The following is a 25,173-nucleotide window of genomic DNA, read 5'->3' on the forward strand; positions in this document are numbered from 1 at the left end:
CATTTTATTGGGCTACTTCAATTTCTTTATTAGCTCTTTCTGTCCACTCGGCCCTTTTGTTATTGACATATTCCCAATCCACTTTTACAAGCTTCGCAATTTCCTCTTCGCCGTAGACAATTTTGTCAGTAATATCTCCTTCTAGTTTTACGTTTTTATTAACTGGTCCGTTAAATAATGCGTGTGAAAATTCAACCTGTGTTTTTTCACTTAATATAAAATTAACGAATTTCTGTGCCAGTTCTGCATTTGGTGCATTTTTAACTACACTAACAGTTGCCATTAAAGCAGGTGCACCTTCCTCGGGAATCACATACTCAATCGGGAATCCGGTGTCCTGTAAGGTATACACCCTGCTGCTTCCCCAAGCGCTTGCGACAGTTTGTCCCTGTAAGAAATAGTTAGAAACATCGGCCGTTTTATCAAATGTGACGGCATTTTTGGAAATTTCCTTCATTTTCTTGAATCCAGGTTCAATATCTTCCGCACTTCCACCATTAGCGATTGCAGCCATAAGAAGCATATGCACTCCATACGTATTGGCAATGGATGGCAATACCAATTTGCCCTTAAACTTCGAATCAGCTAAGTCATTCCAAGATTTAATTGGATCCCAGCCATTTTGTTTAAACGTATCTTTGTTATAAGCCAGGCCAGTAGTAATAATCGAGAAACCTACTCCGATATTGTCCTTATCCTTTGCGATATCATATACATCCTTCAAGTTCGTTACGATACTCTCATCTAATGGGGCGAGTAAACCAAAAGCCTTTGCTTGAGCTTGCGGCCCATCATCCAAGAACGCAATATCGATTTGCGGCTTAGCCTTTTGAGCCTGGAGCTTTGACAAGGTATCTACTGAGCTGCCAGTGATATACTTTACTTTCACGCCATATTCCTTTTCGAATAATGGTATAAGTTCTTCTTTCATTTTCTTTTCATAGCTTCCACCGTATGCAGCCAAAACTAATGTTTTTCCACCTTCACTTGCAGATTTACCAGCCGTTGAACTTCCTGCTTCACTGCCACAAGCCGACATGATACCAATTACAAGACAAATAATTAAAATTAATGATGCTTTTCTTATTTTCACAACCATTCCTCCTTGGTAATATATTTTTTCTAAAGTGGATAAAACCGAGTGACAGCCTTCTTTCCCCCTTCAAATGTTAGTGTATATTAATATAATCTTTAAAATTTTCAGATAAGAGTTTACAAAAAGTATAATATTATAATCTATTACGTTATAATATTATACTTTTTATCTCATCAAAAAATTTTATCTAGTTGTCGACTATAAATTGATCTCTGTATAATAAGTGAATTTGTCCTGGCGAACATAAAATTTTGAGTACTCAATTACCTCTCCCTGCTTGGTATATGTAAATCTCTCCCACTCAAACACGGGCGTACCAGGTTCTATTTGAAGTCTCTCCGCCAGTTCACCAATTGCAATATGTGGCTTAATGAATAACCGCGCTTTCCCCAATGAAATATGATATTTATTCTTTAATATGTTATAGATCAGTTCATTTTTTATATCATTAGGAGTGAGATTTGGACATTTATCAAATGGCAAATACGAAAACTCCATCGCAGCCGGGATATCTTTTTCGATTTTTAATCGTTTGATGATAAAGATTTTTGCATCAGGCTTTAATCCAAATTTGCCTGCCACTTCAACTTCCCTATTTTCCACTGTGAAACTTATTAATTCGTGTGGATGTTCCTCGTCACCTTCGTCTGTGGACAAAATCAACGCCTTCATATCCTGTCCGTTAGTGTTGTTTTCTGCTACAAAAGTCCCTTTTCCGCTTTGGCGGTATAGGTACCCTTTGTTCACCAACTCAATGATCGCACGTTTAACAGTAATGGTGCTTACTTCAAAATGCACAGCTAATTCTTGTTCGGTTGGAAGCTGATAACCAACCTCCCACTGCTTGGAAATGATTTTTTCTTCTAATACCTCTTCCACTTGGCGATAAAGAGGCACATGGCTACTTTTATCAATCTTCATACCATCTCACCTATTTTATAATAATATAACTTTATAAGTTTTATACTTTTTTACTATTAATAGATAATTTACAATGTTCTTCCTTAGTTGTCAATATTTTTGGAATTGTTCGATAAATATTTTTTTGTTCATAATATCTCGCCAAGTGAGTCTGATTTAATATGACGCCACACTGCCGCTTTTGTAAAAAAATAAAAGCCACCCCCGAATAAGAACAAGATGGCTTTATTGCTACATTGGTACTATGAAGCCTCTATAGTAGACGGATCCTCTCTATCTGATTTAACCTCCAACCGTTCACAATTTTTCTATTTACTCTTAACCGCATAAAATGCCTGCTTCAAAGCATTCGCTGCTTGGTGGATTCCGTAATGGGCTGCCGCCAGCACACCTGGCATCCAGAAGAAACCATGAATCATGCCATCATAGCGGGTTGCTTCCACCGGTACTCCTGCCGCTTTTAACCGTTCCGCGTACGCTTCTCCTTCATCGCGCAGCGGGTCAAACCCTGCCGTAATTACCAATGCTGGCGGAAGACCGCTTAAATCCTCGGCTAGTAATGGCGAAGCATATGGATTCAGACCATCCTGCTCATCACGCAGATAATGATTCCAGAACCAAACCATCGTATTTTTTGTTAGGAAGTACCCTTCGGCATTGTCCCGGTATGAACCTGTATCATAGGAGTGATTCGTCACTGGATAAATCAGCATTTGATAAGCAAGTGACGGGCCTCCCTGTTCTCGGGCCATCAAAGCGACAACGGCTGCAAGGTTTCCTCCGGCACTGTCACCGCCAACGGCAATTCGCTCTGGGTCAACCCCAATCGACTCACCATATTCCGCCACCCACTTCGCAGCAGCGTACGCATCTTCTGCAGCAGTAGGGAATTTGTACTCAGGTGCCAATCTGTAATCGACAGACACGACCACACAACCCGCTCTGTTTGCCAGCATTCGGCAAGGTACATCAACAGTATCCAAATTGCCAATAACCCAGCCTCCGCCATGGTAATAAATCAATGCCGGGAATGGGCCTTCACCAGCAGGTGTGTAAATCCGGGCCGTGATTTCCCCACCCGCCACTGGAATCTTCTTCTCCTCTACCTTCTCTACTGCTTCTGGAGCTCCTGCTAACAGGCTAAAATCGCCCATTCGTGCCAATTCAGGTGTCAGCATTTCCATTGGCGGCGCTCCGGCAGATTCCAATTGTTTTAAAATAAACCATGCTTGTGGATCAAGATCTCCCTTAAAGAATCCCTCTTTTACTAAGCCTTGATCTGTACCATCCGATGCCAAAGCGCAAGTGAACCCTTCATAGCCCCTGGCTGCGACATCATCACAAAGCAGCCGGTACAGCCCGACCCCGCCAGCAAAGGCAAGGAATCCCCGCGGCTTGCCTTCGATGTTGGCCCCCATATACCAGGAATCCGTTTTGGTTAACAGTGACATGTCGGCAATGGAGTGGCATAGCTGGCTCCAGAATTCTTCAGCCTCAACGGTTGCCTCGAATCCCTGTAAATGATGCTCACGCAGATAATCAATGCAGTCTGCCACCCAATCCACATGCTGTTCAATCGAAACCAGCATATTGCTTAGAACGGATGGGCTCTGCGGACCAGTCAGCATGAACATGTTTGGAAATCCAGTCGTCACAAGACCAAGGAAAGTCTTCAGTTCGGCACCGTCTGCCCACTTATCTTTTAATGAAACATCATTCCGCCCGCGGATATCAATTTTAAACAACGGACCTGTCATCGCGTCAAAACCTGTCGCAAAAACAAGGACATCCAGATCATATTGGTCGTCTGCCGTCTTGATTCCAGTCGGGGTAATTTCTACAATTGGTGCTGCTTTTATATCGACTAGCGAAACATTTTCTCGATTATAGGTTTCGTAATAGTCGGTATCAATGATCGGTCGTTTTGTTCCAAAGTAGTAGGAAGGCAATAGCTTTTGTGCTGTTTCGGGGTTTTTCACGATTTGTGTAATCTTGGAGCGTATATAGGTTGCGGCTGGTTCATTGGCTTCTGGCAGCAAGCCTATGTCATTGTAAGTATAGAGCATGCTAAATAAACCGCCCTCTTGCCAAGCCTGTTCAAATTGACTCTCCCTCTCTGCAGGGGTTTCTGCCAATACAGATACCATCCGGGATGCCAACGGTACCCCGTGCTGCGAATAACGCATGAGTTGTTTAATCTCATCGTAATTTTCCCTTGTTTGCCGAATAGTTTCAGCATCATAGAGATGGTTTTCTGCCGGGCAGCTGTATTGTGGGGTCCGTTGAAAAACAGTCAGATGGCCAGCTTCCTTGGCAATCACTGGAATCGCTTGAATTCCACTCGAGCCGGTTCCAATCACTCCTACACGCTTACCGCTGAAATCCACTTTTTCATGCGGCCATCTTCCAGTGTGGTACTTCTCGCCCTTGAAGCTGTCCAAGCCCTTATAGTTCGGGATGTTGGATGCAGAAAGGCAGCCAATGGCGGGGATAAAGTATTCAGCGGTGACGCGCGTACCATCGTCCATGCGAATTTCCCAGTTGCGGTTTTCCTCATTGTAGCGCGCAGCGGTAATCCTTGTATTGAATTGGATGTCGCGCCTTAAGTTCAGTTTATCTGCCACAAAATTTATATAGCTTAAGATTTCCGGCTGTTCTGCGTATCGCGAAGACCATGTCCACTCGTTCAAGATTTCTTTTGAAAAAGTATAATTATAGTAGATACTTTCGATGTCACAGCGTGCGCCCGGGTAGCGATTCCAATACCAGGTGCCCCCGACATCCTCGGCCGCTTCATAAACGCGAACCGAGTAGCCTGCCTCGCGCAGTCGATGAAGCATGTACAATCCTGAGAAACCAGCCCCAACAACTACAGCATCGAACTCCTGAACGTTTTGTTCATTTAATGCCATCTCCCAATTCCTCCTTAGTGCCGGATGTTCTGCTTTCAAACTGAAAATAGAATCCAGCTCAAGCAGACCGTCCCACGGCTTAATTTGTAACCGTTTACAACATATACAAATTCTCCTTGGAGGAAAAAAATCCCTTCAGAATACTTTACTATTCTCTAGACAAATTCAACCATCATTCCACAAAAAATGTAGTTGATATCGCAGCCTTCCATTTGGCACCAGTAGAAGCAGGAAATTTGACTATGGATGTCGAATTACTTGTACAAAAACTTTAAAACTTCCTGCTTACTCAGGCAATCAAAAATTTTGCGATAATTCCTTAGAAGTAATTCCTTTAGATTAAAATTCCGTTTACTTATAAAGTGCTTCGAAACTTGAGCAAAACTTCCGATTGCCTATATTAGAACCGTCCCCATGGTCCCGCAAAAGGTCAAAGAGATTCAACTTAAAAGGAAAGGACCCGAGTAATATCTCGGGTCCTTTCCTCTTTTAATAATAAGTTAAACCCACTGAATCGAACTAAACTCCCCATGTGGGTGGTTTTGTAATTTATATTTCCGATACTCATTTTCCAATTTACGAAGTGGCATCTCATAAAGTTGTTGATCTTCTATCTTATATACATTGAGAAAAATCAGTTTATTGATCAGTTTTTGACGTTTTTTTTCATCGTTCTGTCTCATGAGAAACACTCCTTTTGTATAACAAAAACAACTTTTTTCCGATTTCATTAACATATTTAAAGTATAAACTTATAATTCCTATCTGTAAAGTAGGAAATAAAAATAAAATAAAAAAGGCACTAATCCCAAGTTAGTGCCCCAGTGTATTTATTAATTTGCTAAAATCCAATCAGCTATATCGTTGATAACTTGTTGGTCGACTTTCTGTGCAATTTTATATTCTTTTTGTACTTTTAGGAGTTCTCCATAAATCGATGGCATCATCATGTGGTTCAAATTAGGATATAGTTTAAATGCTGCATTTTCCTTATCGCCAAGTAAATTTTTGTACCCATTGAAATCCTTTTCTACTGAGGCCTGGACATCTTTTTCTCCCTGTATGATGAAAATCGGTTTTTCCAACTCTTTTAAATAGTTGCCCGCTGGATGCTCGCCCGCCTCTTTAAAATAATAGGCCACAAGGTGTTTACCCAAAACTGGGGTTGATTTTGCCTCTTCGTCACTTAGTTGATAAATTTTATCAAACTTGGATGCCAAAGCAGCTACTTGTTTCTTGGCGATGAATCGCACAAACCTATTTAACGAATCTAACACAACATTGTTTTGATCCATCATAATCTCTTCCAATGTCCGCGGCGATCCGGCAATAATAATGATTCCAGCGAAATTTCCACCTTCTGCGTCAATTCTCGGAGCCAGCATCCCGCCCATGCTATGGCCGATAATAAAGATTTTGCTTGAATCAATCCGAGGATCATTTCGCAATAACTGAGCAGCAAGGATTGCATCCTCAATCGTTTCTTCTTTCACAGACAATCCGCCATCATGTTTCATTTCTTTTCCATACACGAAGGTTCTTTTATCATAGCGAATGGACGCAATCCCTGTTTCCGACAACCCTTCAGCAAAATCTCTTAACACATAATTATTGCCCACATTTCCGTCCATATTACTTGGACCGGAACCATGAACCAAGACCACCACTGGAACCGGACCATTCATTTCACTAGGAAGGGTTAACCTTCCATTCAGCGGGTACTTGGTGCCGGCACCAACCACAATATTTTCTTCTACTAATGTTTTACCCTCCACTACTAATCTCCCCTTCTATCCAACTAGTACAAAATGACTATTTTACAATTTCGACATTTCCCAGCTAAAAACCTGCAACTTTAAAGAATTATCATGGTGAAAAAAACCATGATTCCAATAAGAAACCATGGCTTTTTACTCCTGTTTTTCTTTAATTTTTTCCTGGATTTTTTGAAGTTCTTTTAGTGATAGTTCACCGAGAGATTTTTTTATTTCTTCCTCAAGCTGTTTCTTATTACCTTCCTGATATTGATTCCACCAGTTCCTTAGACCTTCCGTATTGTCGATTAGGCCTTCGATGTCGATCTCTTCCAGTTCATCATCGGTCAAGTAGGTTAATACTGCACCGAGCATCCGTGCTAGATTTTCAACTTCACTATTACTATTCCTGTCAATTGGGCCCTCTAATTCTTTTTCAGGTTCCTCATTATTTTGTGCAGACTTACGCGGCATTTTTACCATTCCTTAGTGATTTTGCTAATTTATTTTAGTATGACCATTAGGATTGTTTCTAACAAATAAAAAAGGCCAAAAGAAAAATCTTTTAGCCTTGTACTGCGATTTCTTTTTCCAATTCCTTAACTCTCATTTCTACTTGCTCTGGTGTTAATCCATGTTCCTTCACGTATAGATTTCTTGGGTGAACACGGCATTCATGCGTACATCCGCGCAAGTATTTGTGTTCATTTTCCTCAGAACACAGTATTTGTTTATTGCATTCCGGATTGGCGCAGTTGACATATCGTTCGCACGGTTCGCCGGTAAAGTAATCCTTGCCGACAATCACATGCTCAACGTGATTGACTGGAACACTAATCCGCTCATCAAACACGTAGCATTGTCCATCCCACAGGTTTCCTTGCGTTTCTGGATCCTTGCCGTAAGTAACAATGCCTCCGTGAAGCTGGCTCACATCTTCAAAGCCTTCCTTAACTAACCAGCCGGAAAATTTCTCACAGCGAATGCCGCCTGTACAATACGTTAGAATTTTTTTACCTTCAAACATATCTTTATTCTCGCGAATCCACTCAGGCAGCTCCCGGAACGCCTTAATATCAGGTTTAATTGCCCCGCGGAAATGACCCAACTCATATTCATAATCATTTCGAGCATCAATCACAACGGTGTCATCATCTTGCATTGCTTCCATCCACTCTTTTGGACTTAAATATTTTCCGGTGGTCTCGTTTGGATTGACATCATCCTCCAAGCGAAGAGTGACAAGCTCTTTCCGATAGCGTACGAACATCTTTTTAAAAGCATGCTTTTCGGATTCATCCACTTTAAAAACCGTGTCGGCAAACCGAGCATCAGCCTTCATAGCATTCATGTATTCTTCCGTTGCTTCAATCGATCCAGAAACAGTCCCATTAATTCCTTCATGTGCCACGAGAATGCGCCCTTTTAGGCCAAGCTCTTTGCAGAACTTTAAATGGTCGGCCGCAAACTCCTCCGCGTTTTCTATTGGAACATACATATAGTATAGAAGTACCCTGTATGGTTTTTGTGTGGTCATTACTTCATTCACCTACTAATTTATAATTGTATACTTTATAAACACAAAAATATAAAAAGTATTTTACAGGTTTATGGAGGATTTTTCAATGTTAATGCATGGGAATAGAATTTATGGGCATTCAGGTGCCGCCATCTAAGCATCCCAACTAACAGCAAAAGACCGAACATGAATCAGCACGTTCGGTCCGGCAACGATTATAGTAACTGAATAGAACTGTCCTTGCTTCAGCTTACTTTTTCCCCGGATAAAGCCTCTTTGAACTGCTCAATTAGAATCGGCACGATTTCAAAGGCATCGCCAACGATTCCGTAGTGGCAGTTTTGAAAAATGGGAGCTTCTTTGTCCTTGTTAATGGCGATGATGATACCAGAATTTTTCATCCCGACTATGTGTTGAATGGCGCCGGAAATGCCAATGGCAAAATATATTTTAGGTGTGACTGTCACCCCGGTTTGCCCGACTTGATGGGCATGGTCAATCCACCCTGCTTCCACCACATCCCGACTGGCACCAACTGCTCCGCCAATCGTTTCCGCCAATTGGTGAATGAGCTGAAAACCTTCATAGCTGCCTAACCCTTTACCGCCGGCAACAATGATGTCGGCTTCATCGATTCGTACCTTCTTTACAGTTTCCTTCACGATTTCCAAGACCTTTGTCCGAATATCTTCCTCTTTTAAAGATATTGTTTCTTCTATGATTTTTCCTGTACGCCCTGACTCGGGGGTCAGCGCCTTCATGACTTTAGAGCGGACGGTCGCCATTTGCGGCCGATATTTTTTACATAAGATTGTGGCCATAATATTGCCGCCAAACGCCGGCCGGCTCGCCAACAGCAATCCGGTTTCCTCTTCGACATCCAGCTCCGTCGTATCGGCCGTCAAGCCTGTTGGCAGGTCGGTGGCTACAGCGCTTGCCAGGTCTTTTCCCGTCGAAGTAGCGCCGTACAGGATGATTTCCGGTTTATGTTTATCAGAGCAATCCAGCAATGCTTTCATGTATGTTTCAGTCCGGTAATGTTTAAAGATAGGTTGATCGTAGACATAAACGGTATCAGCTCCATATTCAAACAGGGTCTTCGTTAAATGTTTAACATTCTCCCCGATTAAAATGCCGGCCAATTCACACCCCCGTTTGTCGGCCAGCTTTCTTCCGGCCCCCAATAGCTCGAGGGATACAGAAGCAACCTTGTCGTCCTTTTGTTCAATGAATACCCAAACACCTGTATAATCTTTAAAATCCATCTAATTTCCCCCCTCGACTTGAAACAGTTCCTTCTTTTCAAGGACGATTGAAAGCAGCTGCTCCACTTGTTCGCGTGGATTGCCTTCAAGGAACGTTCCCCCGGCTGGCTTTGGCGGAGCCCAAACTTTAGAGACAATCGTTGGCGATCCCTTTAAGCCAAGCTGTTTAATATCTACATCGTCCAGGTCATCAACAGACCAAATATGCGGTTGATACCTGGCAGCCTTTATTACGTTTGGAAGTGGAGAATACGGCACTTCATTGATGGTTTTTTCAACAGAAAATAAGCACGGCAAAGTGGAACGAACGACCTCATACCCGTCCTCTAACTTGCGGTGGACAATCGCATAGCCCTCGTCTTTATTTATTTCTTCTACCTTGTTCACGGAAGTCAGCGGTGGAATATCGAGCCTTCTTGCGATTCCGGGTCCAACTTGTCCGGTATCGCCGTCAATGGACATTTTTCCGCAAATAATTAAATCAACCTGCTTCTGTTTGGCGATTTTTTCAATCGCCTTTGTCACGGCATAGCTCGTTGCCAACGTATCTGCACCGGCAAACCGGCGGTCTGTGATCAAATAACCCTCATCGGCACCGATTTCAATGCACTTTTTAATTGCGGATACCGCTGGAGGCGGCCCCATCGTGACAACAGACACAGTCCCGCCATAGCGTTTTTTTAAACGGACTGCCTCCTCCACGGCATGGGCGTCATACGGATTCAAGATCGCTGGCGCCGTCCGGCGATCCATCGTGTTTGTTTTCGGATTCATCTTAATAATTTTGGTGTCTGGTACTTGCTTGATACAGGCTACAATATGAAGCATGATATCCCTCCTTTTAAAAAAACAGCACATAGTGCTTTACACTTTCGATTAAAAAGGCCTAATTAGCCCGTTACCATTACTTTATTATCGGAGATGTCCACACATTCATAATTTTCTGTAAATGTTGATTAATAAAACAAAAACCCCTCATTTCAGGGGCCTAGAATCTATTTTTCTTTTATGATTTTTTCATCAATTGCTTTCATGATAGCGGAAGAACGGTTTTTGACATCCAATTTCGAGTAAATATTGGAGATATAGTTTTTAACTGTCCCAAGGGAGAGAAACATTCGTTCAGAGATAGCTTTATTGGATAGACCTTGAGACAAATATTTTAACACCTTTAATTCCTGCTGATTTAATTCATAAGGATTGACACCTTTGGATTGTTCACGTAAGCCCTTTCCGTCATTAAGGCTGACAGATTGAAAAACTTCTTTGGCAAGCTCCTGGGGAATCAAGGAACCGCCATGATAAACCATCTGAATTCCGGTGACTAAAAACTGCGGGTCGACTGCCTTCAGGATATATCCTTCAGCGCCTGCATTTAGCGCATTCATAACATAGTTGATATCTTGAAACGTTGTTAAAATGATGACTTTTATATGAGGCATACGCTTTTTTATTTCTTCCGTTGCCTTGACCCCGTCCATTTCCGGCATTTGAATATCCATTAATACAATTTCGGGGTTTTCCTTTTCGCATAATTCAATTGCTTCTTTCCCATTTGCAGCCATACCGATAATACTGATGTCTGAAATGCTTTCCAAGACAATCTTTAAACTTTTCCGGATCAGCTCTTGGTCTTCTGCAATAATCGTTTTTATCATTTTTCCTTACACTTCCTTTATAAGCGGGGCGAATCATTGATAATGAATCGTTTTTCTAACCTCATCCAGATTTTTTCTGGCCAGGTTGGAAATACAAAAACTCCATATTTTACATTTCTTCTTCGCACCCGTAATTCCTCCTTTTTCACGGCAACTCAATAGAAATGGATATTAATACACCCATATCAATATCAATGGAGCAGCCTGATAATAAAAAGATTGTAAAAATCACTAAAATCCCATATTTTTTCATGACTCATTCCACCTTTGCCTTCATTTCCGATATACCTATACAATAACCACAAAAAGTCATATACCCTAGTGTCTGAAGGTCATTAATTTGGTCATAAAAAAAGAGAAGTGCTGTCACACACTTCTCCTCCCGCTTCATACCATTATTTCAAAAGTCCTGTCATCTTCGCCAGACTTCTTGTAGCTGCAGGCACTGCACCTTCATTCTTTCTGCTAAACTTTGCCTGAATCGACCGCATAATATGATACGTCGTTGGCACGATCACCAAGGTTAATAAAGTCGAAGTCAGGAGCCCTGAGATAACGACAATGGCCAAAGACCTTGAAATTAACCCTCCGTCACTGGACAGGGCTAAAGGCAACAACGCACCAATCGTTGCCAGCGCGGTCATTAAGATAGGGCGAAGGCGTGTCTTGCCTGCCTCAAGCAATGCTGCTTTAATCTCCATACCTTGCTTCTCATTTTGCTTCACGCGTTCCATTAACACAATTGCATTGGTTACCACGATTCCAATTAACATCAAGAATCCAACCAGCGCCGGCATCCCAAGCGCCTGCTTTGTAAGATACAATCCAAGCAATCCACCCGAGAACAAGAACGGTAAGGATGAGAGAATCGAAACCGGCATGACACTGTTTCCAAACGCCACTAGCATCACAATAAATACTAGGACAACCGCAACACCCATCGCAATCGCCATATTGATAAAGCCTTCATTCATTGCTTGCGCCTGGCCCATAGAATGGTAGGTGACACCATTTGGTAAATCTAACGTTTTCAGCCGCTTATCGACCTCAGCTTGGACGCCCGAAGAATTATCGGTTGTGATCCGGCCCGAAACCTGGACATATTGTTCCTGATTTAACCGGTATAACGCAGAAGGACTTGGCTGTTTTGAAAGAGTCGCTACATCAGATAGAGCTACTTGCTGACCTAAAGGGTTTGTCATTTTTTGACTTAAAATATCAGCAATCGAGTCACTCGAACCACTGTTCAACAGCAATTTAACACTGGTCGTTTTTCCTTCGACTTGCATATTTCCTACAGTATCGCCTGCAATTAGCTCCCTTACAAAGCCGGCTACCATAATCGGGCTCAACCCTTTTTGTGCCGCTTTGGTGTCATCAATTGATAACTGCAGCTGTTCCTTCACACCGGAAAGGTTCGATTCAACATTCTCCAATCCGTCAATATCCTTGATTTTATCAACGATCAGCTTCCCGGCGGTTTCTAAATCTTTGGCATTGCCACCCTCAACGATCAGCCCAAGACCGGATGTTCCGACAATTCCGACCGGAGAAAGTGCTACCTGCATGCCATCATCCAATTTTTCAACCTTCGATCTAACATTCTTTTCAAAATCGCTGGTTTGTTCCTTCGTTACTTCAGCATTTAAATCAATCGAAAAACGAATAAAGTCACCACTGACAATAGTTTGAGCATTTTTAATATGACTTTCTTCCGCTAAAATCTTTTCTACTTTCACGGCAAGCTCATTGGCTTTTTCTAATGAAGTTCCATCCGGCAGTTCCCCGGTTAATCGGTAGGAAACAGCTTTTTCCTGCGGTAAAAAGTTCTTCGGAATCATTGGTACCAAAGCGAGTGACCCGATAAACATCACTACTGCAAGCACAATCGTTACGGCACGACGATGTAACACCCATGTCAATGTATTTTTATAGGCTTTTTCAAACCAAGCTTCCTTCACTTCTTTATGCTTAATGTTTAGTAAAAATAACTTCGCTAACAATGGAACAACCGTTAAAGCGACAATTAATGAAAACGCGAGCGCCACGATGACAGTGATCCCAAACGGGGCAAAGAATCGGCCAATAATTCCTGGTACAAACGACAGCGGTCCGAACACAGCAATCGTGGTCAATGTAGATGAAGTAATCGCTCCGCCTACTTCTTTCGCAGCTACCAGTACCAATCTTTCATCTCGTTTAGGACTTGATAGGGTTCTGCGGTACACATTTTCAATGACCACAATTGAGTCATCAATAACCCGGCCGACGGCAACGGCAATTCCCGCCAGGGTCATCATGTTTAGGCTGTAGCCAAAATATTTTAACGTCACCATCGAAGCCAGGATCGATAATGGAATCGAAAGCACAGCGACAATGGTTGCCCGGATATTTCGCAAAAATAAGAACGTTACAATAACCGCAAACAGTGTACCCAGCAATACCTCGCGAAGCATACCATCGACTGATGTTTTGACTTCTTTTGAGGTATCAAATAATTTGGTTAACGTATATCCTTCCGGAAGGTCCAATTTATCCAATTCTTCCTTCGCTTTACCTACCACTTCAACGGTGTTGGAGCCTGGCTGTGCCTTCATTTCCACCAAGACGGCCGGCTTCTCATTCAATCGGGTGTATACCTGCTCCTTTTTATTGCTATAAGAAACGTCGGCAATCTCCGATAAACTCACATTCACAATACCTTGAGGCCCTTGAGATAAGATTTTTATATTCTTCACATCTTGGATAGATTCAAGTTTGGAATCAGCCTGCACATTTAACGTTTTGTCATCAAGGTTGATTTGTCCGGCTGGAAACGAGAAATGATGCGCAACAAATGTTTGCTTGACGGTCTCGTAAGAAATCCCGAACTGTTCCATCTTTTCCGGGTTAAGTTTGATAGCCACTTCTTTTTCAGTTTCACCATTGATATCAATTGCCCCTGCACCGTCAATTCCAGTTAAGGCTGGCTTGATGTGTTCATTGATATATTGTGTGAGGTCGGATTGATTGGCAGTTTCAGATGAAAGGGCAAACTGAAAGACTGGCATCGCCGAAGGGCCGTCCTTGATAATTTGCGGTTTCTCTGCACCGTCCGGCAGCTGGATGGAAGCGACTGCTGTCGTCACATCCTTCTCCGCTTCCTCCATGTCCTTGCTCATCTCAAACTCGAGAATCCCGACCACAACATTGCTATGTGCTTCGACATAAAGATTATCGAGTTTCTTCATTCCAGACAGCGTCGTTTCCAAAGGCTTCCCGATATCCTCTAATCCTTGTTCCGGCGTCGCGCCAACATATGGAACCTGCACGATGATGTAAGGGATGTCGACATTCGGCATCGACTCCATCTTCATCGTTTTGACCGAATAAATACCACCCGCGATCACCATTAACATCGCAATAAAAATAACCCCTGCATTTTTTAAAGAAAATTTAATCCATGACTGCATAACATTTCTCCTCCATAACTTTGTTTAGTTTCCCCTTTTTTCCAGATTTACCTTTTTCATTATAGGATTTCCATACACACCACAACCTCAGGCGGCTGCTGTAAATTCATCTGCGACCAGAGACCTAGGAACCACGGGGACGGTTCTACTGGTTCCCCGCGGTTATCTCATCTAAATTCAGTTTAAGATTTGTAGATAATAACCAATAGTGAATTTGGTCATCTAAAAAGTCATATTAATTATGGGAAAGTCATATGAGGGAAAGTGATAAGACCACAAAAAAGCCGCTCCATTTAAATGGAGCAGCTTTTCATAGATTCAAATATTCAACTCTCAGGTAAATATTTCGGAAGGGGTACCGTGCAGGACACAGTAGTCCCGAGTTTTTCCGACGACTGGACGTGGAACGTTCCTCCGACGGTAAGCATCCTGTCGGACATTGAGTTTAGGCCAAAACCATATTGTATCTCATCCGTACCGGTTCCGTTATCCTTGATCTGCAGTTGAATGGAGTCCTCTAAAAATCGAATAGTTACATAGATTTGTGAGGCGTGACCATGCCTGATACCGTTAGTCAACGACTCCTGAAGGCAGCGGATTAAAGAGGATTTAACCAAGTCCCCTAATGCCCGCTCCTGCCCTTCTGAATGAAACTCGACTTTAGTTCCCGTATGCTTGATAAAATCATCGACTAAGTCTGTGCAGTTCTCCAAGAATGTTTGCTCTTTTTCTGCCAAAGGTAACGTGTGAATTGTTTGACGCAAATCATCAAGTCCCTTTCTGGCCAAGTTTGATAATTCCTGTATATATTGATTTGCTTCCTCTTTATTACTAATATACGGGAGTGCGTCCAGGCCGGTAATAATCCCTGTAAAGACATGGCCTACGGTATCGTGCATATCTCTCGAAAGCCTTCTTCTTTCTTCTAACAAGGTTAACTCTTCAATCCTATTAGAATATTGCTCCAACGTTTTGGAAAATACCTTTAGGTTCGAATAATTGTCCTCAATCATGTTCATCTGATTGATGGCAGTCTGAATTAATTCATCGGCAGTGAGCTGCTCTACTTGTAATGATGGTTTCGCTTTTTGCGGAGCTTCACTTACTTGATGAGCGGTAGAGATGACTTTGCTAATTAAGCTTTTAATGTTATTAACCGCCGTATTGAAGCCTTCTGCCAATTTCCCTAAATCATCTTTTCTATTGATGTTAAGCTGAATACTAAAATTCCCCTGTCCCAATTCCTGAACGGCATTCAATAAAAGTTTAAGCGGTGACAAAGTTCTTTTTAAAGCAAGCGTTTGAATGGCAATGGATAAGATTAGTAAAATACCAAAAGCGCCAACGAGCCGCGTAAGTACCATTAGCTGGTCCTCCCTTATTTCACTGGCACTCATATCCATCACAAACATAGCGATGACTTTTCCGTTCTCATCCTTGAATGGTATTAAAATACTGGACCATTCACCGAGCATATCACGATAGATTCCAGAACTTTTCGTTTCGCCTGTCACAGCAATCTCTTTGTACAGGTTGACGAAAATAGGATTTTGCTCCACCATATCGCCGGGTCTCATACCTATATCCAGGTAGTTTTGATGGATGGCCAAGGCCATGGATTCATCTTTTTCATTAACACCAATGTCCACAAGCACCACCTGGGCAATATTCGGATTTTCCTTTGTAATATCTGTTAATTCCTTTAGTATCCGTTGATGAACAGCAGAATGTAAATCATGATTGGTTTGTATTTCTTTAATGTCCTGAAGGTCAAAACGGCTAAACGCCATCTGTGCCACCCCGCGGGCCTGCTTATCCAAGTTTTCAGACATAAGTTTTCCCTGGATGTAATAGCTGGCGGCGGTCAAGACCGTTCCAATTAGGATAATGCTGAAACTGGATAAGAGGATGGTCCGCTGAATGATCGAAAAATGAAAGTAATCCCTAAATTTTTTCACTGTCATCCCACCCCTTCCATAATTATCCTATTACTAAAGGCCCAGGGTCAATAAAAAAATAGGGAACCACGGGCGGGACCATGGGGACGGTTCTACTGGCGCATGTCCCCACCAGAACCGTCCCCATGGTCCTCTCAGTTACCAAGTCAAAGTTAGTACTAACAACACAGTCGTAATCATATTTTAATAAAAAACAAGTGGATGGGGTGTTTGTGAGGTGGTAAGTGTGATGGTTCGTTTACGGCCCATTGTTAGTAACCTAAATCTGCCCACTGTGTTGAAAACGGCGATTCTTCCTGGAGACTCCATTGAAAGATTATTTATAGCTACCCAGGTTGGAGAGATTTTTTACATGGGAAATGGCGATATACGGACCTTTTTAGATATTCGTCCCCGCATCATAAAACTGGGTAGTTCTGGCCGTGGGTATGATGAGCGGGGACTGCTGGGACTAGCATTTCATCCCCAATTTACTCATAACGGTCTGTTTTATCTCCATTACTCGGTGGCCGGCACTCAAGGTCAGGGTGCGCTTTCTGAAGGATTTAAGCCCGACCCATGTAATCCCAACACTTTAAACCTAAAGTGGACAAATAGAGACACTCAATATGACCATATTGATACAGTGGAAGAATGGATGTTACAAGGAAATGGGCAGCCTCAAAAACGCCGGACATTACTTAACTTAAGGCGACCATTTATGAATCATAACGGTGTGAATAGCTTACACTTTTCACCAGAATCAGGAAAACTTGTATTAACAACCGGAGATGGCGGCTCCGGTTATGATCCGTTTAATTTAAGCCAGGATGCTATGGAGATTGCCGGGAAAATAATTGAACTGGATGTAATGAAGAATACATTTATCAATAATCCCCCTGTTGTCACACGTTTTAATGAACTTCCCCACCCTATTCAGGAAACGTTAACACTAATAGCCAAAGGGGTACGCAATATTCCGGGCATCTCCTATCAAAGATTCTATAACCAGTATGTTAAATATGCAGGAAATGTCGGACAGGATTTGGTTGAGTCGATTTTTTCATTTGTTCATTACAGACCAATTCCGGTTACACAGCTTGTTCAAGCTCCTCTATTGGACGACCAGGAAGGTTTTATTAATTTTGGCTGGCGAGGCTGGGAAGGCGCGTTTCCTACTTCCATTAAAAGAGACTGCTCCTCGAATCCAGATTTTGACCAAAAAACAAATGCTTTTTATGATGAAACAGTGAGCACTTCAGCAAAGCGTCTTCCTCCTCTTACGAATTATTTTCATAAGGACACCCGTCCCGATAAGTTTGGCGGAACAGCACTTACAGGAGTGCAAGCCTATTTGGGGAATGGGATCCCTGCTTTGACAGGAAGTGTTGTCTTTACCGATATCGCAAGACGTCAAGAATCTCAAGCTCCGGTTAGAGGAGTTTTAGCGTATACCAGGGTAAGAACAGACGGAAAACTGAATGATTATAGCATAATTGAAACTGATTATAATTTTGGACCTCAATCAGCTTATTACGTTAGTTTGGGCACGAATCTGAATCAATCAAGACTATATTTAGGTGTCCATGGCTCAATGAATGTGACGGATTACAACCAAGGGACGGTATTTGAAATTATTCAGTGATGACGAAACATAAATGGTGTTAATTTGAGCAAAATAAAGCATTGGAGGTGAAAAAAATGGATGAAAAAACCAACACGAAGATATACCAGAATGTACAATTAGGCGGACAAAAGTCTAATGAAAAAGGTGAAGGTGATTCTAACCACAAGCGTTATGACTATCCGGATAAAGAGGAACTTAAGGGAAGGAATAAGTAATGGTTAATATATGCCTATAACCTGGCATACTGTTTTTTGCTGTCTAATTAGCGTAGTCGAGGAATGTAAATTGCGGGGTACTGCGCCAATAAGTGGCATTGGCGTAGTCGAGGCATGAAAATCGGCGGGATACTACTCCAATAAGCGCCATTGGCGTAGTCGAGGCATGAAAATCGGCTGGTTACTGCTCCAATAAGCGTCATTGGCGTAGTCGAGGCATGAAAATCGGCTGGTTACTGCTCCAATAAGCGCCATTGGCGTAGTCGAGGCATGAAAATCGGCGGGATACTACTCCAATAAGTGGCATTGGCGTAGTAAAAAGCGAAAATTAGCAGGTTATTGCTCCTATAGATGGAGATGAAAAAATATATCTGCGATTTTTTATTTTATCTGCGAATAATTCAATTATATCTGCGTTAATTTGATATTATCCGGAAAAAACAAATATATCTGCGCAAAACCTAATATATCCGCGATTAAACACTTCCCATCGTTGAGTTCCTAATATTGGCAGAGTAATCCACCCAAGCCACTTACTCAAGGGTGGATTATTTTTTTCGAAATTACATTATTTCAATCACTTAATAATAGGAAACATAGGTTGTATAAAATATTAAATTCTCCGCTCTTTTCCTTCCCAATGACGATCTCTTAGAAGACGCCGCACCACTTTTCCAACGGCACTTTTCGGCAATGTATCAATAAATTCAATCGAAGAAGGCTTTTTATAGGAAGCCAGTCGTTCCTTACAGAATTGGATTATCTCTTCCTCGGAGGCTTCCTGTCCATTCTTGAGGACAACGTAGGCCATAACTGCTTCCCCCCATTTTTCATCAGGAACACCGACAACGGCAGCCTCCATAACGGCCGGATGTTGATAAAGCACTTCCTCTACTTCACGCGGGTAAATGTTAAAACCTCCGGAAATAATCATGTCCGATTTGCGATCGACCAAGAATAGATAGCCATTTTGGTCGAGAAAACCCATATCCCGGGTATGAACCCAGCCGTCCTTAATCGTTTCTTTTGTCAATTCTGGTTCTTTCCAGTACCCAATCATGGCTTGACTTGACTTCACAGCAATTTCACCAACATCGCCAGCAGAAAGCTCTACGCCATTTTCATTAACAATTTTTACTGAAGAAGTTGGAATAGGACGCCCGCAGGATAAAAGTCTTGCCTGCCCTTCTTCTCCTTCTCCGATGTGGTCCATCTTATTTAAAATCGATAGAATCAGTGGAGCTTCTGTCTGACCGTAATATTGTACAAATTTCGGTCCCCATAATTCTAATCCGCGCTTCAATGCCTCACGTGGCATTGGTGAGGCGCCATAAATAATATTCCTGACCGAGTCAAACGAGTACTGCTCAACATTAGGATGTGATAAAAGCATGACGATCATGGTGGGAACAAGGTTCAATGTAGTTGGTTTTTCATGGTGTATGGTTTGAAGGTATTGTTCTGGATGGAAGCCTGGCAAAATGGAATTGGCTGCTCCGGAAATCCAATGCGGCAGCACCAGCGTTCCTGAAGCATGTGTTAGAGGCGCTGCATGCATCATAATATCCCCTTCTCGTATATCCAAAGAGACCAATATATTATTGCAAATCGCAGCCCAAGTTCCTTGGGTATGAACAGCCGCTTTCAAAACACCTGTTGTCCCCGATGTATACTGGATTGTTGCTAAATCTGATTCCGCCACCTTCACAGCAGGTTCGTCATCCGAAACGCCCTGCACAAACTCTTGCATGTTAATCATCCAAGGCACTTCGGTGGAACCGTTCATTTGGCAATAGTACTGAAGCTTGGGACAATACCTTTTAATTTGCGCTGCACGTTCGCTAAATTCCTCCGTGAACAAAAGGGCTTTGGTATCAGTTTCCTTAATCATATGAATATGCTCGTTCTCTGACAATCTAGTATTTAGCGGCACCCTTACAAGTCCGGTTTGCAACAGCGCAAAATCAATTTCCAGGCTTTGTAAGGAGTTGGCCAGCAAAAACGCTACACGGTCTCCCTTCTTCAATCCCAAGCTTAGCAATGAATTGGCCAACCTGTTGCTGTTTCGATACACTTGCTCAAACGTCAATGTTTCCCCTTGAAAAATAGCCCCTGTGTGATTCGGAAAAAAGATCGCTCCTCTTTTAATTAATTCAGCAGCATTCATGCGCAATTCCTCCTCTAATTTAATTTTTGCTATACGTAAAATCAAAACTTCCCATGTCTTCCTTGTCCACCTGAAAAACGCGTCGCCCCTTCTCTCGTTTCGCCACTGTTCACGACATTTTGGCCTAACAAGAACTCAAGCTGCATGCCTTTATCAAAATCTAAATCAAAGCCCCGATACACGGCCTCCCGGTCACTCAGCATGCAAGTTTGCGGAAACTCAGCGATTTGTGCTGCCAGCTTTTCTGCTTCATCCTTTGCTGTTCCAGGTTCCACGACTCGGTTTGCCAGCCCGATTTGCCATGCCTCCTCAGCTTCCACAGGTCTCCCAGTCAAAATCAAATCCATGGCCCGGCTCATGCCAATTAATCGTGGCAATCTTTGCGTCCCTCCATCCACAAGTGGAACACCAAAACGCCTGCAAAACACACCAAATACCGCATCACGTTCCACCACCCGGAGGTCGCACCAGATGGCAAGCTCAAATCCCCCAGCAACAGCATAGCCCGAAACCGCTGCAATCACTGGTTTTGATAAATGCATCCGGCTTGGCCCCATCGGACCATCCTTTGACATATCTAAGTTCATCTCGTTGCCTTCACCAATTGACAACGCTTTCAAATCTGCACCAGCACAAAAAGTCCCGCCGGCACCTGTAAGCACAGCTACTCGTAAGGAATCATCTTCCTTAAATGCCCGAAACGCATCCGCCAGCTCCTGGGCTGTCCTGCGGTCAACTGCGTTTTTTACCTCAGGGCGATTAATGATAATCGTACAAACCTTTCCCTTTTTTTCGACTAGAACATTCATTCATTCTCCTCCAATCCTGCTTGCTTTCTTAACCTCTTAAACTTAGATATTTCGATACGGTTGGAACAATCTCCTGTTTGCATGTAAAATATACCTAAAGAACGGAATGATACAGGAAGGATGTACAAAATAATGGATTTCGAAAATGTCATGCAGGAGCTTGAAGCACTTGGCAAGGAACGATTGAAAAAGATGTACATAGGCAATGGAGCACATGAGCCCCTTTTTGGAGTAGCTACAGGGGCCATGAAGCCGCTCAAAAAGATCATCAAGAAAAATCAGCCTTTGGCCGAGCAGCTTTATGCTACCGGCAACTACGATGCCATGTATTTTGCTGGCGTTATTGCAGACCCGAAGGCAATGACGGAGGATGATTTTGAGCGTTGGATGGATGGGGCGTATTTTTATATGCTGTCTGATTATGTGGTGGCCGTAACGTTGGCAGAAACCGATATTGCCCAAGCGGTTGCTGATAAATGGATTGCTAGCGGCGAAGAACTGAGGATGTCTGCCGGATGGAGCTGCTACTGCTGGCTTTTGGGCAGCCGCAAAGATCATGAATTTAGCGAAAGTAAGTTGGCCGGAATGCTTGATCAGGTGGAAAAAAACATACACGAAGCTCCTGAGCGCACAAAATCAGCGATGAATAATTTTATTTACACTGTCGGGGTATCCTTTTTGCCGCTTCATGAAAAAGCAGTCGAAACCGCTAAGGCAGTTGGCCCGGTCGAAATGAAGCGGGACAAGAAGACAAGCAGTATTCTGAATGCTTCCGAAAATATTCAGAAGGAAGTAGCACGAGGCAAGATTGGTTTCAAACGCAAATATGTAAGGTGCTAGCATTTGATTGGCGAGTAAACTGCACGAATAATTACAAAAATTATTTGTTTTTGTTTCAAAAGATAAATCCACCCTCAAAGGTGGATTTTTTTTGATCCTATCTGCCAGTATGTTTACGATTAAACCTCATATATATCTTAACAATACCCTTTAAATACTATTTCCTGGATACCGATTAAATCAAAGTGTAGTATTTGACCCGTTTTTATCTTTGAGGTCCGGTTCCAGTTCTGCACTTTCAATAGACATTTCCCCTTTTTGGATAGGGAATTCAGGAAATTCGTTTGTTTTTGTTTCCCAAATACTGTATTGAATATCCTTTTGGGAATCAGCCTGTTTTTTTGTCATTCAGCCCACCTCCACTAACTATCATTTCAATAAAAATGAGTGCTATTCACAGATGAACAGCACTTTTTATTCAAAGGAGACAACAGATTGTTCCCGTAGCAAGCAATTATTATGGAACAATAAATGGCTGTTTGTAGGATTCCTCTTCAAGAACATGAATACCTCCAATGACTTCATAAGCAGCACCAATTGAAACAAGCAAATCTCCTGTGATAGCAATTTTTTGCTCCTGAAGCAGCTTTATGAGATTTGTTTCATTTAGTTGACTTGATACAGAAAGCGCCTCCAGCAGTTGTCCAATGGTTCTAATCCATACCCCTGTTAATATTTGTTTTTCTCCAACCGGATTTGTATCCTCCTCCAATTGGAATAGCCCTGATAAACCCTTAAGCTCGATCAACTGACCAATAACTTGAATCCAAAGGCCTAAGACAACCTCTTTTTCTAATTTTTTCTTCTCGTTATTTTTTTGATCACTTATATTTTTACTGTTTCTGTCCATTTCCTTTGATTCAAACATGGATTTCAGCACCCCTAAATCTCAAATTACAATAATTTATGTAAAAGTAAAATATAGGTTTCTTTTTAGATTTACATATAACTAAAGTAATCGGGCATTATGCAAAAAACCTGATCCCCATAAAAGGAATCAGGTTTTGTTATGATACTCTTAATTGTGGCCAAGGATTGGGTGCGGCACATACGGTTCTTCTAGTAATGCAATTTCCTCAGGTGTTAATTTTACCGAAAGTGCACCAATGGCATCTTCAAGATGAGTTGGTTTGGTCACGCCGATAATCGGAGCTGTGACGGGTTGTTTCTGTAATACCCATGCTAAAGCAACTTGTGCACGGGGAACACCACGCTGCTCAGCCAACGCAGCAACTCTTTCGACTACCATTCGGTCTGCTTCAGCCGTTGCCTTATAAAGAACTTTTCCATATTCATCCGTCTCCGACCGGGCTGTTGTTTCGTCCCAGTTCCGTGTCAATTTTCCTCTAGCTAACGGACTCCATGGCATGACAGCGATTTTCTCTTCCTTGCAGAGCGGCAGCATTTCCCGCTCCTCTTCCCGATACAACAGGTTGAGATGGTTCTGCATCGATACAAAACGGGTCCAGCCATGTTTTTCCGCAATATGTAAGGCTTTTTGGAACTGCCAAGCGTACATGGAAGAGGCGCCAATATACCTCGCCTTTCCAGCCTTGACTACGTCGTGCAGGGCTTCCATCGTTTCTTCTATCGGAGTCTGGTAATCCCAACGATGAATTTGATAGAGATCGACATATTCGGTTCCCAATCGTTTTAAGCTATTATCAATTTCACTCATAATTGCCTTACGCGATAGTCCAGCACCATTAGGGCCATCGTGCATGCGCATATACACCTTCGTGGCAATGACAACCTCATCCCGATTGGCATAATCCTTTAACGCCCGACCAACAATTTCCTCACTGGTCCCATCTGAATAGGCATTGGCGGTATCAAAGAAATTAATCCCGGCATCAAGCGCCATCTTTATAATGGGGCGGCTCTTCTCTTCATCAAGCACCCATTGATGATTCCCACGCTCCGGCACACCAAAACTCATGCAGCCAATACAAAGACGAGATACATCCATGCCGGTATTGCCAAACTTCACATAGTCCATTCCATATACGCCTCTTTTCGCTTTTATGATATCCTAGCTTTTATTTTACAGGTTTGTTCTTAAGATTGGTAAGTGTAAATGGCTTCTCTTACTTTTTGCCTAGTATCACTACTAAAATACTTGCGGTTTGCTCCAGACGGAAGTGGAGAATAGATAAACCTATTAATCATCTTGCCGTCTTTACACTTGATGGGGTCCTTAAGTCGTTGAACCAGCAGATTACTTCCTAGAACGGCAGACTGTGTAGGAGAGTTAGGATTTAATAGACGTAAAGCATTACTTCCCATAGCAATAATCACATCAGGAGAACAAAGACTGATTTCTTTAAAAATCAGCTCCCTGCTCATTTCCTCGCACTCTGCTAACCATTTTTGTCTTTGTTTCTGGTCAGCTTGGTGATTTTGTTCTCTTTTTCCTTTAGGATAGACTTTTTTTGCATCCGTTAAATAGACATAGTCCATGTCTAATTTCAGGTCAGATAGTAAAAAGTCACGGGCATCCTTCCAGCTCTTAAAAGCGGTAAGGCTATATCTATTAATATAGGCCTGAATAGTATTGGGGTCAATTTCCTTATTCATAAGGTTTGCATAGAAGACGATACTCCCTGCATCGAGAGAGTTCGAGTCTTGTGAAATGACAAAATAGCGAGTGTTATGATCGTTTGAGAAATAGTTCTTACCCCAATAGGGCAAATCAGCACCAATTCTTTCAGAATGACGTTGCTGCGTACCAATCAAATATTGAGCTTCCCGGGCAAAGTGATGATCCGGGTGCGTTTTCTGAAAAACCTTGAAAGCCGTAGTCTCATTGAATCGATCTTGCGGGTAGATCCCATAAGGTCTAAACAATTCACCAAGCTCTTTTATTTTGATTAAATCATTCATACATTCCGCCCTTTCTATGGTTAAATAGGTTAAAATCTTTTTTCCTATTATAATTCAACGGGCATGTCGGAAATTGTCTGTTTTTTGCAAAAAGTTAAAAATACCGAACATGCAGCGG

The 25,173-nt window shown here is 42.3% G+C and carries 21 protein-coding genes and 1 pseudogene; 3 read left to right on the plus strand and 19 right to left on the minus strand.

Translation table 11 applies throughout. The annotated features are described in order from the left end of the window. Positions 1–4: 4 nt before the first annotated feature. From ACZ43M_RS14365 to ACZ43M_RS14425, 13 genes and pseudogenes are all read right to left on the minus strand, one after another. Positions 5–1,093 carry an ABC transporter substrate-binding protein gene (locus ACZ43M_RS14365; RefSeq protein ID WP_464503245.1) on the minus strand — a complete coding sequence of 363 codons (1,089 nt, stop codon included), beginning with the start codon at positions 1,091–1,093 and terminating at the stop codon, positions 5–7. A 201-nt stretch (positions 1,094–1,294) separates the two neighbouring features. Next, complete coding sequence (locus ACZ43M_RS14370; RefSeq protein ID WP_464503246.1) at positions 1,295–2,017, minus strand: GntR family transcriptional regulator; 723 nt, start codon at positions 2,015–2,017, stop codon at positions 1,295–1,297. Between the two features lie 308 nt (positions 2,018–2,325). Continuing rightward, the gene (locus tag ACZ43M_RS14375; RefSeq protein ID WP_464508027.1) at positions 2,326–3,201 is read right to left on the minus strand and encodes an alpha/beta hydrolase; all 876 of its coding nucleotides are present in this window, start codon (positions 3,199–3,201) and stop codon (positions 2,326–2,328) included. A gap of 1,092 nt (positions 3,202–4,293) precedes the next feature. Further along, positions 4,294–4,929, minus strand: a pseudogene (locus ACZ43M_RS14380) (flavin-containing monooxygenase); the annotation flags it as partial. 500 nt (positions 4,930–5,429) lie between these two features. Then, entirely contained in the window at positions 5,430–5,612 is a 183-nt protein-coding gene (locus tag ACZ43M_RS14385) for a Fur-regulated basic protein FbpA (protein WP_464503247.1), read from the minus strand. A gap of 150 nt (positions 5,613–5,762) precedes the next feature. After that, the gene (locus ACZ43M_RS14390; protein WP_464503248.1) at positions 5,763–6,704 is read right to left on the minus strand and encodes an alpha/beta hydrolase family protein; all 942 of its coding nucleotides are present in this window, start codon (positions 6,702–6,704) and stop codon (positions 5,763–5,765) included. Between the two features lie 135 nt (positions 6,705–6,839). Then, positions 6,840–7,157: a hypothetical protein gene (locus tag ACZ43M_RS14395; RefSeq protein ID WP_464503249.1), complete on the minus strand. Its 318-nt coding sequence runs from the start codon at positions 7,155–7,157 to the stop codon at positions 6,840–6,842. 91 nt (positions 7,158–7,248) lie between these two features. Beyond that, positions 7,249–8,220 carry an oxygen-dependent tRNA uridine(34) hydroxylase TrhO gene (gene trhO, locus ACZ43M_RS14400; RefSeq protein ID WP_464503250.1) on the minus strand — a complete coding sequence of 324 codons (972 nt, stop codon included), beginning with the start codon at positions 8,218–8,220 and terminating at the stop codon, positions 7,249–7,251. 227 nt (positions 8,221–8,447) lie between these two features. Continuing rightward, positions 8,448–9,467, minus strand: a complete 1,020-nt coding sequence (locus tag ACZ43M_RS14405; protein WP_464503251.1) for an electron transfer flavoprotein subunit alpha/FixB family protein — start codon at positions 9,465–9,467, stop codon at positions 8,448–8,450. Then, positions 9,468–10,295 carry an electron transfer flavoprotein subunit beta/FixA family protein gene (locus ACZ43M_RS14410; RefSeq protein WP_464503252.1) on the minus strand — a complete coding sequence of 276 codons (828 nt, stop codon included), beginning with the start codon at positions 10,293–10,295 and terminating at the stop codon, positions 9,468–9,470. It abuts the gene before it with no gap. A gap of 167 nt (positions 10,296–10,462) precedes the next feature. Further along, on the minus strand, positions 10,463–11,125 hold the full coding sequence (locus ACZ43M_RS14415) for a response regulator transcription factor (RefSeq protein WP_464503253.1): 663 nt from the start codon (positions 11,123–11,125) through the stop codon (positions 10,463–10,465). 395 nt (positions 11,126–11,520) lie between these two features. Continuing rightward, positions 11,521–14,577, minus strand: coding sequence for an efflux RND transporter permease subunit (locus ACZ43M_RS14420; protein ID WP_464503254.1), 3,057 nt, complete (start codon positions 14,575–14,577; stop codon positions 11,521–11,523). A gap of 326 nt (positions 14,578–14,903) precedes the next feature. Further along, positions 14,904–16,535, minus strand: a complete 1,632-nt coding sequence (locus tag ACZ43M_RS14425; RefSeq protein ID WP_464503255.1) for a sensor histidine kinase — start codon at positions 16,533–16,535, stop codon at positions 14,904–14,906. A gap of 229 nt (positions 16,536–16,764) precedes the next feature. Between ACZ43M_RS14425 and ACZ43M_RS14430 the strand changes: the two genes are divergently transcribed. After that, the gene (locus ACZ43M_RS14430) at positions 16,765–18,159 is read left to right on the plus strand and encodes a PQQ-dependent sugar dehydrogenase (RefSeq protein ID WP_464503256.1); all 1,395 of its coding nucleotides are present in this window, start codon (positions 16,765–16,767) and stop codon (positions 18,157–18,159) included. A gap of 56 nt (positions 18,160–18,215) precedes the next feature. Further along, positions 18,216–18,356, plus strand: coding sequence for a hypothetical protein (locus tag ACZ43M_RS14435; protein WP_464503257.1), 141 nt, complete (start codon positions 18,216–18,218; stop codon positions 18,354–18,356). A 613-nt stretch (positions 18,357–18,969) separates the two neighbouring features. On the opposite strand, the gene ACZ43M_RS14440 is transcribed toward ACZ43M_RS14435, so the two are convergent. Then, positions 18,970–20,523: a class I adenylate-forming enzyme family protein gene (locus ACZ43M_RS14440; protein ID WP_464503258.1), complete on the minus strand. Its 1,554-nt coding sequence runs from the start codon at positions 20,521–20,523 to the stop codon at positions 18,970–18,972. A 41-nt stretch (positions 20,524–20,564) separates the two neighbouring features. Next, on the minus strand, positions 20,565–21,332 hold the full coding sequence (locus tag ACZ43M_RS14445; protein ID WP_464503259.1) for a crotonase/enoyl-CoA hydratase family protein: 768 nt from the start codon (positions 21,330–21,332) through the stop codon (positions 20,565–20,567). A 132-nt stretch (positions 21,333–21,464) separates the two neighbouring features. Between ACZ43M_RS14445 and ACZ43M_RS14450 the strand changes: the two genes are divergently transcribed. Then, positions 21,465–22,172: a DNA alkylation repair protein gene (locus tag ACZ43M_RS14450; RefSeq protein ID WP_464503260.1), complete on the plus strand. Its 708-nt coding sequence runs from the start codon at positions 21,465–21,467 to the stop codon at positions 22,170–22,172. A 180-nt stretch (positions 22,173–22,352) separates the two neighbouring features. Here ACZ43M_RS14450 and ACZ43M_RS14455 read toward each other — a convergent pair whose 3' ends face one another. The 4 genes from ACZ43M_RS14455 to ACZ43M_RS14470 all read right to left on the minus strand — a co-directional run bounded on the left by ACZ43M_RS14455 (position 22,353) and on the right by ACZ43M_RS14470 (position 25,055). Then, a complete protein-coding gene (locus ACZ43M_RS14455; RefSeq protein ID WP_464503261.1) occupies positions 22,353–22,520 on the minus strand; it encodes a hypothetical protein in 168 nt (55 codons plus the stop codon). 109 nt (positions 22,521–22,629) lie between these two features. Then, complete coding sequence (locus ACZ43M_RS14460; RefSeq protein WP_464503262.1) at positions 22,630–23,040, minus strand: hypothetical protein; 411 nt, start codon at positions 23,038–23,040, stop codon at positions 22,630–22,632. Between the two features lie 150 nt (positions 23,041–23,190). Further along, complete coding sequence (locus tag ACZ43M_RS14465; RefSeq protein WP_464503263.1) at positions 23,191–24,171, minus strand: aldo/keto reductase; 981 nt, start codon at positions 24,169–24,171, stop codon at positions 23,191–23,193. A 59-nt stretch (positions 24,172–24,230) separates the two neighbouring features. Beyond that, entirely contained in the window at positions 24,231–25,055 is an 825-nt protein-coding gene (locus ACZ43M_RS14470) for a uracil-DNA glycosylase family protein (protein ID WP_464503264.1), read from the minus strand. Between the last annotated feature and the right edge of the window lie 118 nt (positions 25,056–25,173).

This window comes from Neobacillus sp. B24 (assembly GCF_055381825.1).

What these genes read in the sequence shown, in the direction of transcription:
- ACZ43M_RS14370 (WP_464503246.1), bottom strand. Translation starts at nt 2,017, where the DNA reads ATGAAGATTGATAAAAGTAGCCATGTGCCTCTTTATCGCCAAGTGGAA.
- ACZ43M_RS14375 (WP_464508027.1), bottom strand. Translation starts at nt 3,201, where the DNA reads ATGGAAATGCTGACACCTGAATTGGCACGAATGGGCGATTTTAGCCTG.
- ACZ43M_RS14385 (WP_464503247.1), bottom strand. Translation starts at nt 5,612, where the DNA reads ATGAGACAGAACGATGAAAAAAAACGTCAAAAACTGATCAATAAACTG.
- ACZ43M_RS14395 (WP_464503249.1), bottom strand. Translation starts at nt 7,157, where the DNA reads ATGCCGCGTAAGTCTGCACAAAATAATGAGGAACCTGAAAAAGAATTA.
- trhO (WP_464503250.1), bottom strand. Translation starts at nt 8,220, where the DNA reads ATGACCACACAAAAACCATACAGGGTACTTCTATACTATATGTATGTT.
- ACZ43M_RS14405 (WP_464503251.1), bottom strand. Translation starts at nt 9,467, where the DNA reads ATGGATTTTAAAGATTATACAGGTGTTTGGGTATTCATTGAACAAAAG.
- ACZ43M_RS14410 (WP_464503252.1), bottom strand. Translation starts at nt 10,295, where the DNA reads ATGCTTCATATTGTAGCCTGTATCAAGCAAGTACCAGACACCAAAATT.
- ACZ43M_RS14415 (WP_464503253.1), bottom strand. Translation starts at nt 11,125, where the DNA reads ATGATAAAAACGATTATTGCAGAAGACCAAGAGCTGATCCGGAAAAGT.
- ACZ43M_RS14420 (WP_464503254.1), bottom strand. Translation starts at nt 14,577, where the DNA reads ATGCAGTCATGGATTAAATTTTCTTTAAAAAATGCAGGGGTTATTTTT.
- ACZ43M_RS14430 (WP_464503256.1), top strand. Translation starts at nt 16,765, where the DNA reads ATGGTTCGTTTACGGCCCATTGTTAGTAACCTAAATCTGCCCACTGTG.
- ACZ43M_RS14435 (WP_464503257.1), top strand. Translation starts at nt 18,216, where the DNA reads ATGGATGAAAAAACCAACACGAAGATATACCAGAATGTACAATTAGGC.
- ACZ43M_RS14440 (WP_464503258.1), bottom strand. Translation starts at nt 20,523, where the DNA reads ATGAATGCTGCTGAATTAATTAAAAGAGGAGCGATCTTTTTTCCGAAT.
- ACZ43M_RS14445 (WP_464503259.1), bottom strand. Translation starts at nt 21,332, where the DNA reads ATGAATGTTCTAGTCGAAAAAAAGGGAAAGGTTTGTACGATTATCATT.
- ACZ43M_RS14450 (WP_464503260.1), top strand. Translation starts at nt 21,465, where the DNA reads ATGGATTTCGAAAATGTCATGCAGGAGCTTGAAGCACTTGGCAAGGAA.
- ACZ43M_RS14455 (WP_464503261.1), bottom strand. Translation starts at nt 22,520, where the DNA reads ATGACAAAAAAACAGGCTGATTCCCAAAAGGATATTCAATACAGTATT.
- ACZ43M_RS14460 (WP_464503262.1), bottom strand. Translation starts at nt 23,040, where the DNA reads ATGTTTGAATCAAAGGAAATGGACAGAAACAGTAAAAATATAAGTGAT.
- ACZ43M_RS14465 (WP_464503263.1), bottom strand. Translation starts at nt 24,171, where the DNA reads ATGGACTATGTGAAGTTTGGCAATACCGGCATGGATGTATCTCGTCTT.
- ACZ43M_RS14470 (WP_464503264.1), bottom strand. Translation starts at nt 25,055, where the DNA reads ATGAATGATTTAATCAAAATAAAAGAGCTTGGTGAATTGTTTAGACCT.